A 13195-nucleotide genomic window follows, 5' to 3' on the forward strand; every position below is an offset into this window, starting at 1 on the left:
CGATACTCAGGCCGCACGGGCTTCGACCTCGACCGTCACATGCGAAAGATCGTGGATCGCAGCCAGTTTTTCACGGTAGTAGGACGGCGCGTGCGGGTTATCGGTAACGATCGAGACGATGGCGCCGTGATGGCCGGGCCCGAGTTGCCAGACGTGAAGATCGAGGATCTCCGCCCCCTCGCGGGTCATGATGTCCTTGATCTCCTCCGGCAGGTCCTCGTCATCGCTCTGGTAATCGAGCAGAACGCGCCCGCTGTCGCGGACAAGTACCCAGGACCAGCGCGCGATGACGATACCGCCGACGATGCCGATGGCCGGGTCAAGCCAGAGCCAGCCATAAATGCTTCCGAGCACGAGCGCGCCTATCGCCAGAACAGATGTCAGCGCATCCGCCAGCACATGGACATAGGCGGCACGTAGGTTCTGGTCCTTGCCCCCATGCCCATGATGATCCCCATGATGTCCAGCATGGTCATGGGAATGGTGGTGGCCATGGCTATGATGGTGATCGTCCCTGAGAAGCCATGCGCAGACGATATTGACAAGCAGGCCGACCACGGCCACGAAGATCGCCTCTTGGAAGTTGATGGAAACCGGCGACCGCAGGCGCAAGAAACTCTCCCACGCAATCATCAGAGCGATCAGCGCCAGTACAACCGCGCTGGCAAAGCCCGCGAGATCGCCGAGCTTGCCGGTACCGAAGGAAAACCGCGGATTATTGGCGTGCCTGCGGGCGTAAAGATAGGCCAGCGCGGCGATCAGCATGGCTGCAGCATGCGTGGACATATGCCAGCCATCCGCCACCAGCGCCATCGAGCCGAACATATTCCCGGCAACGATCTCGATCACCATCATCGATGCCGTGATGGCAATGACGAGCCAGGTGCGACGCTCGTTGCGAGCATGGTTTTCACCGAGAAACAAATGGTCATGGGCAGCGCCCAACGTGCGGCCGTGATCGTGCGACAGGGTCATGTTGGAAAATTCCTGATTGGTAGAATAGGGGGGTACCCTATTTAGCGTATGGCCGCAAGATTGAAGCTACTCATCGACACAGGTGCTGGCGGCACGTCAGGCGGGCCGGCTCATAGAGGAGTTGGTATGAGCGCCGTCCGCTTGCCCGTAAGTATTTCTTCTGCCGCCAGGCGTCCAATGAGTGGGGCAAGAATGACACCCGGATGGCCTCCCGCGATATAGAGGCCAGTCATCTGCGGCAGGAAGCCGACACGCGGCATGCCGTCGGGAAACGTTGGTCGCCCGCCTATGGTGGCGGTTGCCATGGCCGTATCACCGGGTAAGTCGAGCTCGTCTCTTATCACTTCCAGCATTCGCTTGCCGATGGTCGACGGTCCGTTGACGTCCCCGTCGTCCACATAGGACTTGGCAACCATGAGCATATTATTGCCAGCTTGACGAACTTCCAGCTGTGGGCTGCGGAGTATATGGCTGATAAAAGGCGCGCTGCAGAAGTAGCGCAGGAGCAAGGCTGGCGACACCGCGATGCCGGTGTCGATACCCAACTCACCTGTTAGCGTACTGATGCTAGCTCCTGCAGCCAACACCACGACATCGGCTTTGATCACGTCGTCCGCAAACTTGACGCCAGTGACGCGACCGTTGCAGGTTTCCACGGAAGCGACCTTGCCTCCCAATCGCGCCGATGCGCCCGCCGTAACAGCCGCGCTGACGAACACCGCAGCCAGTCGCGCAGGGTCGACCGCCAGATCGCGCGGAGAATAAACGGCAAGCTCGGGCACCCGACGCAAACACGGCTCCATCTCGGCGATGGCACGGCCCTCCAAAAGTGTCACGTCTTCGCCGGCAAGCTTGTGGAGATTCCCGAATTCCTCTGTCTGCTCTGGTGTTGCCTTCCAAAGAAGCGATCCTTTGCGGGCCTCCGCAAGGGCTTCAGGCAAGACGGACTTCAGGCGGCGATACTCCTCGATCGCCTCTCGCCAGAGAATATAAGCACGATCTCCGGGCGTTCCGTTTATGACATTTATCCAGCCGAAAGACTGCCCGGTAACGCCACCGCCTGGCTGGCTTCTCTCATCTATAAGCACGACCTCGCCACCCATCATCGCAAGGTGATAAGTTATGGCAGCGCCTATTATGCCGGCGCCGACTACGATGATGCGTGGCTTGTAAACTGACATGAATTTGAACTCGAAGAAGCGCGGGTTAAAATGTATCGCTAGGCATTAGGCGTGACGGTGGCGTGACGATATGCATGTCGAGACTAACTACCTATCATCCCCTTCCCACCAAAACGCCTGTCACGCGACAAGCTTTTCCAGCCGTACCTTGCCATTCCGCACCGATCGGCATAGCTCTCACCGGACACACGAATCCCGGATCCCGATGCCGCATAAGGTCTCCCTCTCGCGCCTGAAACTCACCGACTTCCGCAACTATGCGGCAGCGGCGCTGGATCTGGACGGGCGGCATGTGGTGCTGACCGGCGATAACGGGGCCGGCAAGACGAACCTGATGGAAGCAGTCTCGCTGCTGTCGCCGGGCCGCGGCCTCAGGCGCGCCGCCTATGGCGATATCACCCGGGTCGGGGCGGCCAATGGCTTCTCCATCTTTGCGGAGATCGAGGGTATGGACGGCAGGGTCGAGATCGGCACCGGCGTCGATACAACGGACGAGACAGCAGTCCGCCGCCTGCGTATCAACGGCACCACGGCCAGAACCGTCGACGAATTGACCGACCACCTGCGTGTCGCCTGGCTGACGCCGGCCATGGATGGACTTTTTACCGGCGGCTCCTCCGACCGCCGGCGTTTTCTCGACCGGCTGGTCCTGTCGCTCGATCCGGCACATGGCCGCAGGGCCACCGATTTCGAGCGCGCCATGCGCAGCCGCAACCGCCTGCTCTCCGAAGGTCGTTTCGACCCTGCCTGGCTTTCCGGCATCGAGCAGCAGATGGCAAGCCTCGGGATTGCGATGGCGATTGCCCGCGAGGAGATGCTCGGACTGCTGTCGGGCCTGATCGACGCCAGCCGCGAGGCGACCCCCTTTCCCTCGGCCTCCCTCACCCTCTCCGGTTTTCTCGATGGCGGGCTTGATGGCCCCGCCGTCGATCTCGAGGACCGCTATGCCGACATGCTGCGCGACAGCCGCTGCCGCGACGCCGGCGCAGGACGAACATTGGATGGGCCGCACCGCGCCGACCTCAAGGTTCGCCATCTCGAAAAAGACATGGACGCCGGGCGCTGCTCGACCGGTGAACAGAAGGCTCTGCTGGTCGGTCTCGTGCTGGCGCATGCCCGACTGGTCGGCAATTTGACAGGCCACGCGCCCGTGTTGCTGCTCGACGAGATTGCCGCCCATCTCGATGAAAACCGCCGGGCGGCGCTGTTCGACCTGATCGACGGTCTCGGCGGCCAGGCCTTCATGACCGGCACCGACCGGGGCATGTTTTCGGCGCTCGGTGAGCGCGCCCAGTTCCTGGGCGTCGATCACGGTGCCGTCCAGCCATGACGCACCGCTTTTGCGCGAGCCGGATGCGAATGATAGGATGATGACATGGAACCCTTGAACCCCGATGAAATCGAGCGCTACCGCCGCCATATCCTGCTGCCCGAGATCGGCGGCGCCGGCCAGCAGAAGCTGAAGGCAGCCCGTATCCTGGTCATCGGCGCCGGTGGCCTCGGGGCGCCGGTGCTGCAATATCTGGCCGCCGCCGGCATCGGCACGCTCGGCATCGCCGACGACGACCGCGTATCGCTGTCGAACCTGCAGCGCCAGGTGATCCACGACACCGGTACCATCGGCGAACTGAAGACGCAAAGTGCCGCTGACGCCATCGCGCGGCTGAACCCCCATATCCGCACCATCCGCTTCGAGGAGCGGTTTGCAGCCGAGACGGCAATGCGGCAACTCGCCGGCTTCGACCTCGTGGTCGACGGCTCCGACAATTTCGATACCCGCTATGCGGCTGCTGACGCCGCACATACCGCCGGCAAGCCGCTCGTTTCCGGTGCCGTCGGCCGCTTCGACGGATCGCTGACCGTGTTGAAGCCCTATGAAACCGGCCCTGACGGCCGTCTCAACCCGACCTACCGCGATTTGTTTCCAGCCCCGCCACCGGAGGGCCTGATCCCCTCCTGCGCCGAGGCCGGCATCATAGGCGCGCTCACCGGCGTCATCGGCACGCTGATGGCGACGGAAGCCATCAAGCTCGTTACTGGCATCGGAGAACCGCTGATCGGCCGGCTGCTGCTCTACGACGCGCTTGCTGCAAGGTTCGACACCATCCGTTATGCAAGGCGCACCAAGCCGGCTAAGGTGGGTGGCACCGCTGGATCATGAGCGGCCTGGAACTGCACCGACTGGACGAAGACTTTACCGGTTGGGACGCCTTGCTGACGCTCATCCAGATCTCATTTGCCGGCATGGAAGGCCGCATCGACCCACCCTCGTCGGCAAAAGCCCTGACAGCCCAGTCATTGCGACAAAAGGCCGGAGCCGAAATCAGTTTTATAGCCATGCAGGAGAAGATCTTAGCCGGCTGTATATTTTGTCGATTGGAACCCGATTGCCTCTACATAGGCAAGCTGGCGGTTCTGCCGACACTGCAGGGCCGAGGTATAGGTCGAAGGCTCATCGAGGCTGCGGAACAGCTCGAGCGGCGCAAAAAACTTCCGGCGCTGCGGCTCGAAACACGTATCGAACTCGTCGAAAATCACGCAACATTTGCCGCCTTGGGTTTTTGCAAGACCGCCGAAAACGCCCATCCCGGCTTCGACCGGACCACCTCGATCGAAATGCGGAAGTCCTTGCTGCCGGCAGGTTAGCCATCGCTAAAGACGAGCGCTTGCCCGCGGATCCTCGGGCCTGACCCGAGGAAACTCAGCGCCCCGGCAACACCCGGTTGGGTGGCCTGTGGCTATCCATGAAGGCGCGGATGTTGATGATCACTTTGTCGCCCATCTCGATGCGGCCCTCGATGGTGGCAGAGCTCATATGCGGCAGGAGCACGACCTTGCCTTCGTTGGCGAGCTTGATCAGCTTCGGGTTGACGGCCGGCTCGTTGGAGAAGACGTCGAGGCCGGCGCCGGCGATCTTGCCGTCGCGCAGGATGTTGATCAGGGCCGGCTCGTCGATGATGTCGCCCCGCGCGGTGTTGACGATGAAGGCGGTTGGTTGCAGCAGCGCCAGCCGTCTTGCCGAGATCAGATGATAGGTGCCTGGTGTCGAGGGGCAGTTGATCGAGATGATATCGACGCGGGCGAGCATCTGGTCGAGGCTGTCCCAGTAGGTCGCCTCCAGCTCGTCCTCGGTCTCCGGGCTGACTTTGCTGCGGTTGTGATAGTGGATCGAAAGGCCGAAGGCCTTGGCACGGCGGGCGACGGCGGTGCCGATGCGGCCCATGCCGACGATACCGATGCGCTTGCCGGAGAGCCTGCGGCCGAGCATCCATGTCGGCGACCAGCCGGCCCATTCGCCGGGCTTGTCAGTCAGCACCCGCGCGCCCTCGGCCAATCGCCGCGGCACGGCGAGGATAAGCGCCATCGTCATGTCGGCAGTATCTTCGGTCAGCACGCCCGGCGTGTTGGTTACGGTGATACCCTTTCGCGCCGCAGCGTCCACGTCGATGTGATCGGTGCCGTTCGAGAAGCCGGCAATAAGTTTCAGCTGCGGGCCCGCCTGTTCGATAAGGGCCGCATCGATCCTGTCGGTCACCGTCGGCACCAGCACATCGGCCGTCTGCATCGCCGCCGCCAGTTCGCTGGCGGTGCGCGGCCGGTCGTCGATGTTGAGCTCGGCGTCGAACAGCTCGCGCATCCGCGTCTCGACCGCGTCGGGAAGTTTGCGCGTCAGATAGACTTTTGGTTTTTTCTTCGTTGTCATGACGCCCTGCGATGCCTTGTTCAGAGGTCCTTAACCAAGACCAGACATAATTTTAACGTTGCGGGCAGTTCTACCAGACCCGCAGTCGAAGACAAACAGAAGTCGCTTTCGGCGTCCACGCATTTGCGGATGGCCGGAACGAAGCGCGCCCGGGCAGCGCGCCAAGGTAATCGAACGGAATTCTGATGCGGAGCACCATGTTCAAATCCTGCACGGCATTGGCACTCGGCCTGATGATGATGGCCGGCTCGACCCAGATCGCCAACGCCCAGGCAGCCAAGGGTGCCAGCGGCTTGCCGCTGCCACGCTTCGTGACGCTGAAGTCGAAGCGCGTCAACCTGCGCATCGGCCCGAGCAGCGATTACGCGGTCTCATGGCTCTATACCCGCGCCGGCCTGCCCGTCGAAATCATCCAGGAATACGACAACTGGCGCCAGGTACGGGATGCCGACGGCACGGAGGGCTGGGTCAACCAGTCGCTGCTGTCAGGCTCGCGCGCCGCGATCGCCGCCCCGTGGATGAAGGGCAAAGGCAAGGAAGTCTACGTCAACATGCGCCGGGATCCGCAGCCGTCGAGTTCCGTTATTGCCAAGCTCGAGCCCGGCGTCGTCCTCGATGTGCGCGAATGCAACGGCACCTGGTGCAAGACGACAACCGATGGAACCGAGGGCTGGGTGGCGCAATCGGAAATCTGGGGCGCCTATCCCGGAGAGGCCTTCAAATAAGCCCGGCTTCCTTGGCCAGCTTCGACAGAGACTTGTCAGGCCGGGGGCCGATCTGCTGGATCACAGTACCTGCCGCCAGGCAGCCAAGTTTGCCGCAATCGCGGAGTTCCCGTCCCTGCGTGTAGCCGTAGAGGAAGCCGGAGGCGAACAGATCGCCAGCCCCTGTCGTGTCGACAAGCTCGTCCAGCTCGATGGCGTCGACTTCGTAGCGCTCGCTGCCGCGTAGGATAACAGCCCCGTCTTCGCTCATTGTCACAGCGGCAATCTTGCAATCGCGGGCGATCAGCGTCAGCGCTTCCTCGAAATCCTCTGTCTCGTAGAGGCTGAGTGCCTCCTGACGGTTGGCAAAAACGATATCGACGGTGCCAGAGCGCATCAGCTCGAGAAATTCGTCCCGGTAACGGCCGACGCAGAAGCTGTCGGAGAGGGTCATCGAGACCTCGCGGCCGTTTTCATGGGCGATACGGGCGCATTCGCGGATCGCATCCTTGGCGCGCGGCGGATCCCAGAGATAGCCCTCGAAATAAATGACCTTGGAATCGGCAACGACATCGGCTTCCACGTCCTCGGGTCCGAGCTCGACGCAGGCACCGAGATAGGTGTTCATCGATCGCTCGCCGTCCTCGGTAACGAAAATCATCGAGCGGGCCGTGGGCGGAAACGTCTCTTTCGGTGCGGTCTCGTAGTGGACGCCGAGCGCGCGAATATCGTGGGTAAAGATTTCGCCGAGCTGGTCCTTGGCGACCTTGCCGAAATAGGCAGCCTTGCCGCCGAAATTGGCAATGCCTGCCGCCGTGTTGCCGGCGCTGCCGCCGGAGGCTTCGATGGCCGGTCCCATGCGGGAATAGAGCAATTCGGCACGCTCAGCGTCGATCAGGTTCATCGCCGCCTTGGTGATGGCGTTGTCGATCAGGAACTGGTCGTCGCACCGGGCGATAATATCGACGATGGCATTGCCAACGGTGAGTACATCGAAACGTGTCATCAAAATGGAACCCCGGTCACTGTCTTCGCCGGTGTCCGGTCATATCGGGTTTTGAAAAGTTTGGAAGGTGGAATCGCCACCGCCCGTCCAAGAAATGCCAAGTGGTCACAGAGCCGTCACTTTCGCCGTGTACATATTCATCAGGCGACAGGCATGGACGGTCGGTAGATCGTTAGAGCCTTTATCGCTTGGGGTGAGAAACCCTGGCTTCCATTGAACGCGCTGACCACGGATGTACTGGCAGACGGCGATGGAAGCAGATCGCCGGGATGACCGGCTGCGGAAAAGCGGGCAATGCCCGCTTTTTTTGTGCCTTTTTTCCGGATCGACTAACGAACGCCGGCAGACGTTCGCCGTACCCCGAAGAAGAGCGAAACACCCAGCAGCGTTGCGGCGAGACAGATCAGGCAGACGCAGACGAGGCAAACGCCGATCCATCCGGCAAGCGTCCAGGCCATGCCACCGGCGAATGCGCCGAGTGCACCACCGGAAAACGTCGAAACCATATACATTGTGTTCAACCGGCCGCGGATCTCATGACCGATGGCAAAGATCCGCGTCTGGTTGGCGATCTGGCCGCTCTGCAGGCCGAAATCGAGCAGGTTGACGGCAACGACCAATGCCAGCAGGTGTGTCGTCCCCAGGGTGGCAGCAATCGCGAAACTGGCGAGCAGGGCGCAGAAGGCAAGAGCATTCACCCGCGAGGAACCCCAGCGGTCGGCAAGTCGCCCTCCAATCGGCGCCATCAGCGCACCGGGGGCACCCCACAGCCCGAAAAGGCCGGCAGCGGCGGCTCCGAGGCCGAAGGCAGGGCTCGCGAGATGGAATGCCAGCGTCGCCCAGAATGCCGAAAAAGCGCCGAAAGCCAGGAAATTCATCCCCATCGACAACAGCAGCGGCCGGTGCTTCAACAGCGGCACAAGCGAGGCCAGCAGCTTGCCATAGCTCATTTTCTGCATCGTCTGCGGTCGCTGCGGCATGAAGGCCGGAACGAAGAAGAAAAGAATCAGCGTGAGAACCGCAGCAAGGCCGTACGACGCACGCCAGCTGTCGGTATATCCCGCCACAAGACCGGAGACTGTGCGCGACAACAGGATGCCCATGACCAGGCCGGTGGTCATCGTACCGACGACCCGGCCCCGCTTTTCTGCCGGCACCAGCGAGGTGGCGAGCGGGATCAGCACCTGTGGCACGACGGTGACCAGCGCAAGACAGGCGCTGGCACCGACAAGCACGCCGATACCGGGCGCAAGCGCCGCTCCGAGAAGGCCGATCGCCGTCAGCGCCATCAGCCAGCGCAGCAACCTGCGTGGCTCGGCAATATCGGCGAGCGGCACCAGCAGGAGAATGCCGAACGCGTAGCCGACCTGGGTCGCCACCGCGACCAGCGACGACACATGCTCGGGAACGCCGAAGCTGACGGCGATCTGGCCGAGCAGAGGCTGACAGATATAGATATTGCCGACCATGACGCCACAGGCGGCGGCCATCAGAGGTATGGTGCCGCGATGGATTTCAGGCAACGACTGCGAATTTGGCATCAAAAGACTCACATTGGCATAAGCGCGCAGAACGTCATGCTTCGGCTATCTTGTCGAGGTCGCAGGGTGTGCCGATTATGCAATGCAGCATCCCGCTCGTGGCCGAGGTAAGCGGCGGCCACAGCATTCGAGGTTGGCAACGCGCAATGTATCCGGGTTAGGATGTTCCAGTTCTCCAGCGACGTCTCCGATAGGCCAACCCATTGACCGCCACGCCTACTCAATCCTTGCAAGCCGATCCAGTGGCTGTGCTGCACGGACTTCATGTCTTCACCGACGGCTGCGTCGAGCCCGGTTCCGGCGATGGAGGCTGGGCCTATGTCGTGTATCGCGATGGACTCGAGATATCCTCGGGCTGCGGCGGCGTCGCAAAGACCGCCAACAATGCGATGGAAATCATGGCTGTGCTGGAGGCCGTCGCCTGGATCGCGAGCAATGCCGCCGAACAGCCCGTCGTCGTCTGGTCCGATTCGCTCTACGCCGTCAGGGGCTGCAACGCCTTTCGACAGATATGGAAAGGCAACGGCTGGAAAAAGATCGACGCCAACCCGAACGTCCGGCGAAGGACGATCGCCCATGCGGAGCTCTGGAAGGCACTCGATCTAAAGCTGTCGCAAAATGCGCTTATCAGGATCGACTGGTGCAAAGGCCACTTCGGCATAGACGGCAACGAGCGCGCCGACGCGCTTGCCGATCAGGGCCGACGCACGATCCAGTGGCAGGGCAGGCGGACGTGAGGACCCGGCCACGGATGGCCGGGCTTTGTCGCCGGATCAGGCTCAGTTGGTAGCGGGCGCCGGCGCGGCGGCAGCATCCGGCAGCGGTGCCGGCGTATCGGCCAGCGTCCGGAGATAGGCGATGACGTTGGCGCGGTCGGTTTCCTTCGGCAGGCCCGCAAAGCCCATTGCCGTGCCCGGAATGTATTTCTTCGGCGCCGCCAGAAAATGCGTGAGATGGTCGTACGTCCACTTTTCCGAGCTGCCCTTGGAAAAATCCTTGATGGCTGCGGAATAGCCAAAGCCCTCATGCGCGGCGATCGGCCGGTCGACAATGCCGTAAAGGTTCGGCCCGACCTTGTTCGGCCCGCCCTTGCTGCCGTCATGACAGGCCTGACACTTCTTGAAGATGGTTTCGCCAACCTTGGCATCGGCCTTCTGCAACAGCTGGGCAATCGGCGTTTCCGGCGCTGCCGCAGCAGTCTTGCCGCTGGCACCGCCAGCCGGTGCCGTCTCGTCGGCGACAATGATAAAGCCCGGCTTTTCCGGCGGCTCCGAAGCAAACAGCGCGCCGGACACCAGCGACACCGACTTCAACACGAACAACGTCGCCAGAAGCGCACCGAGTCCCATGTTCACGTAGGATGAATTCATCTGCTATGTTCCCCTCCCCGGCAAACCCGCCGGCCCCATCTTGAATTCGGCCGAAACCTGTGTCTTCTGACTGTCCCTTACAAAACTCTCCACCCAGCTCGGAACATCACACTTTTTGACATTTTTCCGACGGGAATAAAAGGCCAACAATGACGTACCTCGATATCGGCAAGACGCTGGTCCTCATCCCCGCCCGTCTGGCGTCTACCCGGCTGCCGGGCAAACCGTTGGCCGACATTGCCGGCTTGCCCATGATCGTACAGGTTGCCATGCGCGCGCGCGAAGCGGCTATCGGTCGCATCGTCGTCGCCGTCGACCATTCCGACACGTTCGACGTCGTAAGAGACGCAGGTTTCGAGGTGGTGATGACCCGCGAGGACCATCAATCCGGCTCCGATCGCATTCACGAGGCGCTGCGCGCTGTCGATCCGGACGGTCGCATCGAGACAATCGTCAATGTCCAGGGCGACCTGCCGACCATCGACCCCGCCACGATCCGCGCTGCCCTGAAGCCGCTCGAAGATACAGCCGTCGATATTGCGACGCTGACGGTGGAAATCCGCGACGAGGAGGAAAAGACCAATCCCAACGTCGTCAAGATCGTCGGCTCGCCGCTGTCGGACAGCCGGCTGAGGGCACTCTATTTTACCCGCGCCACCGCCCCCCATGGCAAGGGGCCGCTCTACCATCACATCGGCCTCTACGCCTATCGCCGCGCGGCGCTCGAGCGCTTCGTGACGCTTGCCCCATCGACGCTGGAAAAACGCGAATCGCTCGAGCAGCTGCGCGCGCTCGAAGCCGGCATGCGCATCGACGCCGAGATCGTTGACACGGTTCCGCTGGGTGTCGATACTCCGGCCGACCTCGAAAAGGCCCGCCGAATGCTCTCCGGCGCCTCTCTCTGACGGATTTTTCATGACAGCCAAGACCAACAAGATTGCCTTTCAGGGCGAATACGGCGCCAATTCCGACATGGCATGCCGCGACATGTTTCCCGACATGCAGCCGCTGCCGTGCCAGACCTTCGAGGATGCGTTCACCGCTGTCGACAATGGCGATGCCGATCTGGCGATGATCCCGATCGAAAACACCATCGCCGGCCGTGTTGCCGACATCCACCACCTGCTGCCGGAATCCAACCTGCACATCATCGGCGAATATTTCATGCCGATCCGCTTCCAGCTGATGGTGCTCCCGGGCGTTACCCGTGACGAGATCCGCACCGTCCACAGCCACATCCATGCGCTCGGACAATGCCGCAAGATCGTTCGGGCCAACGGCTGGAAGCCGGTCATCGCCGGCGACACTGCGGGCGCTGCCAAGCTGGTGCAGGAAACAGGCGACCGCTCGATGGCGGCGCTGGCCCCCCGGCTGGCCGCCGACCTCTACCATCTCGACATCATCGCCGAGAATGTCGAGGATGTCGAAAGCAACACGACACGCTTCGTCGTGCTGGCCCGCGACGAGGCTTGGGCCGAGCGCACATCGAAGGAAGAAAAGATCGTCACGACTTTCGTCTATAATGTCCGCAACATCCCGGCCGCCCTCTACAAGGCGCTCGGCGGTTTCGCCACAAACGGCATCAACATGACCAAGCTCGAGAGCTACCAGCTCGGCGGAAAGTTCGTGGCCACCCAGTTTTACGCCGACATCGAAGGCCATCCGTCGGACCCGAACGTCCGACAGGCGCTGGAGGAACTGCGGTTCTTCTCCGAAAAGGTCCGCATCCTCGGCGTCTACAAAGGCCACCCGACGCGCGGCTCGATGTAGGCATTGCAACTGCCGACCGTCACACAGAAGGAAAACGCCATGGCCACGCCACCCCGCCGCCCGGTCAGCCCGATGGACGCCGCAGAGGCGCTATTCAAACCGACAAAGAAGCCCGTCGCCCCTGCAGTCGAGCGCCCTGCCGTGCCCAACACGAAGGAGATGGTGTCGATCAGGCTCGACAGCGACGTGCTCGCCCACTTCCAGGAAGACGGTCCCGGCTGGCAGGACCGCATCAACGACACGCTGCGTGCAGCCATGCTGGCCAAGGATTAGCATCCGGCCACACTCCATGCCGGGATAACGCGCAGAACGCATGGCTCCTGCAGCAGACCGGCAATTGAATGGACCCTCATGATCACCTTCCAGCCTATGCTTCCCGCAGAGTTCCCCGCATACCTGGATTACTTCATCGCTGACTACGCAGATGAAATTGCTGAGAACTATGCCATGTCTTCGGCCGCTGCGCGGATACGGGCTGAGCGCGAGGTCGCGGCGGAGCTTCCGGCCGGCCCGCAAACCGCAGGCCAGGAATTGCTCTGCATATTCAGCGAGCAGAACCCAGCGCAACCCATTGGCTATCTCTGGTATCGCTCCGACAAAGACCACCAATCGGCTTTTGTCTGCGACTTCTGCATACTTCCAAAGTACCGGGGACAAGGTCGCGGTCACTCTGCTCTGGCTGCCCTGGAAGCGATGATGCGGCAACAGGGATACACGGAGATCAAGCTGCGTGTGGCTGCCGATAACGCGCGCGCTCAACACCTATACGCCGTCGGCGGCTTTCGCGTCACTGGGCTCAATATGTCCAAACGCATCGACGCTGAAGCGATGCCGCAAAAAGCCCTTGCCAACGAGCCCATCATCTGACTTTCCGAATTGAGTGTGCACACACCTGATCCGGTGCATTCCGCGCGCTAAGTAACGATTACCGGCGGCAGGGAAATG

Annotated in this window: 15 protein-coding genes; 9 read left to right on the forward strand and 6 right to left on the reverse strand. The window is 61.8% G+C overall.

Annotated features, from left to right (window positions below; genetic code table 11):
• Positions 1 to 6 precede the first annotated feature (6 nt).
• Both dmeF and J5289_RS17325 read right to left on the reverse strand, forming a co-directional pair.
• Complete coding sequence (dmeF, locus tag J5289_RS17320) at positions 7 to 975, reverse strand: CDF family Co(II)/Ni(II) efflux transporter DmeF (protein WP_209182214.1); 969 nt, start codon at positions 973 to 975, stop codon at positions 7 to 9.
• A gap of 110 nt (positions 976 to 1085) precedes the next feature.
• Positions 1086 to 2156: an FAD-binding oxidoreductase gene (locus J5289_RS17325; RefSeq protein WP_209182207.1), complete on the reverse strand. Its 1071-nt coding sequence runs from the start codon at positions 2154 to 2156 to the stop codon at positions 1086 to 1088.
• 205 nt (positions 2157 to 2361) lie between these two features.
• Between J5289_RS17325 and recF the strand changes: the two genes are divergently transcribed.
• From recF to J5289_RS17340, 3 genes are read left to right on the forward strand one after another with little or no spacing between them, the layout of a single operon-like run.
• Positions 2362 to 3486 (forward strand): DNA replication/repair protein RecF, encoded by a 1125-nt coding sequence (gene recF, locus J5289_RS17330; RefSeq protein ID WP_209182205.1) that lies wholly within the window; start codon positions 2362 to 2364, stop codon positions 3484 to 3486.
• A gap of 45 nt (positions 3487 to 3531) precedes the next feature.
• Entirely contained in the window at positions 3532 to 4317 is a 786-nt protein-coding gene (locus J5289_RS17335; RefSeq protein ID WP_142831483.1) for a molybdopterin-synthase adenylyltransferase MoeB, read from the forward strand.
• Positions 4314 to 4802: a GNAT family N-acetyltransferase gene (locus J5289_RS17340; protein WP_142831484.1), complete on the forward strand. Its 489-nt coding sequence runs from the start codon at positions 4314 to 4316 to the stop codon at positions 4800 to 4802. Before J5289_RS17335 ends, J5289_RS17340 begins: the two co-directional genes overlap by 4 nt.
• Positions 4803 to 4857: 55 nt before the next feature.
• Here the strand turns inward: J5289_RS17340 and J5289_RS17345 are convergent, their stop codons facing one another.
• Positions 4858 to 5859, reverse strand: a complete 1002-nt coding sequence (locus J5289_RS17345) for a D-glycerate dehydrogenase (RefSeq protein ID WP_209182203.1) — start codon at positions 5857 to 5859, stop codon at positions 4858 to 4860.
• 185 nt (positions 5860 to 6044) lie between these two features.
• Here J5289_RS17345 and J5289_RS17350 point away from each other — a divergent pair, with 185 nt between their 5' ends.
• Entirely contained in the window at positions 6045 to 6584 is a 540-nt protein-coding gene (locus tag J5289_RS17350) for an SH3 domain-containing protein (protein WP_209187285.1), read from the forward strand.
• Here the strand turns inward: J5289_RS17350 and J5289_RS17355 are convergent.
• Complete coding sequence (locus tag J5289_RS17355; protein WP_209182199.1) at positions 6577 to 7569, reverse strand: adenosine kinase; 993 nt, start codon at positions 7567 to 7569, stop codon at positions 6577 to 6579. The two genes, J5289_RS17350 and J5289_RS17355, sit on opposite strands and share 8 nt — an antisense overlap.
• Before the next feature lie 329 nt (positions 7570 to 7898).
• Positions 7899 to 9110 (reverse strand): MFS transporter, encoded by a 1212-nt coding sequence (locus tag J5289_RS17360; protein WP_247748935.1) that lies wholly within the window; start codon positions 9108 to 9110, stop codon positions 7899 to 7901.
• A gap of 203 nt (positions 9111 to 9313) precedes the next feature.
• Here J5289_RS17360 and J5289_RS17365 point away from each other — a divergent pair, with 203 nt between their 5' ends.
• The gene (locus J5289_RS17365) at positions 9314 to 9847 is read left to right on the forward strand and encodes a ribonuclease H (protein ID WP_209182198.1); all 534 of its coding nucleotides are present in this window, start codon (positions 9314 to 9316) and stop codon (positions 9845 to 9847) included.
• 42 nt (positions 9848 to 9889) lie between these two features.
• Here the strand turns inward: J5289_RS17365 and J5289_RS17370 are convergent, their stop codons facing one another.
• Positions 9890 to 10480, reverse strand: coding sequence for a cytochrome c family protein (locus J5289_RS17370; RefSeq protein WP_209182196.1), 591 nt, complete (start codon positions 10478 to 10480; stop codon positions 9890 to 9892).
• Between the two features lie 149 nt (positions 10481 to 10629).
• On the opposite strand from J5289_RS17370, the gene J5289_RS17375 reads away from it, so the two are divergent.
• The 4 genes from J5289_RS17375 (at position 10630) to J5289_RS17390 (ending at position 13117) form a co-directional block, all read left to right on the forward strand.
• Entirely contained in the window at positions 10630 to 11385 is a 756-nt protein-coding gene (locus tag J5289_RS17375; protein WP_209182194.1) for a 3-deoxy-manno-octulosonate cytidylyltransferase, read from the forward strand.
• 10 nt (positions 11386 to 11395) lie between these two features.
• On the forward strand, positions 11396 to 12250 hold the full coding sequence (locus J5289_RS17380; protein ID WP_209182192.1) for a prephenate dehydratase: 855 nt from the start codon (positions 11396 to 11398) through the stop codon (positions 12248 to 12250).
• A 39-nt stretch (positions 12251 to 12289) separates the two neighbouring features.
• Positions 12290 to 12523: a BrnA antitoxin family protein gene (locus J5289_RS17385; RefSeq protein WP_142831493.1), complete on the forward strand. Its 234-nt coding sequence runs from the start codon at positions 12290 to 12292 to the stop codon at positions 12521 to 12523.
• Between the two features lie 78 nt (positions 12524 to 12601).
• A complete protein-coding gene (locus J5289_RS17390) occupies positions 12602 to 13117 on the forward strand; it encodes an N-acetyltransferase (protein WP_247748934.1) in 516 nt (171 codons plus the stop codon).
• Positions 13118 to 13195: the final 78 nt, after the last annotated feature.

The sequence above is a fragment of the Rhizobium sp. B230/85 genome (genome assembly GCF_019355735.1).
GTDB lineage: Bacteria > Pseudomonadota > Alphaproteobacteria > Rhizobiales > Rhizobiaceae > Rhizobium > Rhizobium rhododendri.

Bases quoted from the DNA above. Each gene is read 5' to 3' on its own strand.
- J5289_RS17385 (WP_142831493.1), top strand. From the start codon at position 12,290: ATGGCCACGCCACCCCGCCGCCCGGTCAGCCCGATGGACGCCGCAGAG.
- J5289_RS17340 (WP_142831484.1), top strand. From the start codon at position 4,314: ATGAGCGGCCTGGAACTGCACCGACTGGACGAAGACTTTACCGGTTGG.
- J5289_RS17335 (WP_142831483.1), top strand. From the start codon at position 3,532: ATGGAACCCTTGAACCCCGATGAAATCGAGCGCTACCGCCGCCATATC.
- J5289_RS17325 (WP_209182207.1), bottom strand. From the start codon at position 2,156: ATGTCAGTTTACAAGCCACGCATCATCGTAGTCGGCGCCGGCATAATA.
- J5289_RS17375 (WP_209182194.1), top strand. From the start codon at position 10,630: ATGACGTACCTCGATATCGGCAAGACGCTGGTCCTCATCCCCGCCCGT.
- J5289_RS17360 (WP_247748935.1), bottom strand. From the start codon at position 9,110: ATGCCAAATTCGCAGTCGTTGCCTGAAATCCATCGCGGCACCATACCT.
- J5289_RS17350 (WP_209187285.1), top strand. From the start codon at position 6,045: ATGCGGAGCACCATGTTCAAATCCTGCACGGCATTGGCACTCGGCCTG.
- J5289_RS17355 (WP_209182199.1), bottom strand. From the start codon at position 7,569: ATGACACGTTTCGATGTACTCACCGTTGGCAATGCCATCGTCGATATT.
- J5289_RS17345 (WP_209182203.1), bottom strand. From the start codon at position 5,859: ATGACAACGAAGAAAAAACCAAAAGTCTATCTGACGCGCAAACTTCCC.
- J5289_RS17390 (WP_247748934.1), top strand. From the start codon at position 12,602: ATGATCACCTTCCAGCCTATGCTTCCCGCAGAGTTCCCCGCATACCTG.
- dmeF (WP_209182214.1), bottom strand. From the start codon at position 975: ATGACCCTGTCGCACGATCACGGCCGCACGTTGGGCGCTGCCCATGAC.
- J5289_RS17370 (WP_209182196.1), bottom strand. From the start codon at position 10,480: ATGAATTCATCCTACGTGAACATGGGACTCGGTGCGCTTCTGGCGACG.
- recF (WP_209182205.1), top strand. From the start codon at position 2,362: ATGCCGCATAAGGTCTCCCTCTCGCGCCTGAAACTCACCGACTTCCGC.
- J5289_RS17380 (WP_209182192.1), top strand. From the start codon at position 11,396: ATGACAGCCAAGACCAACAAGATTGCCTTTCAGGGCGAATACGGCGCC.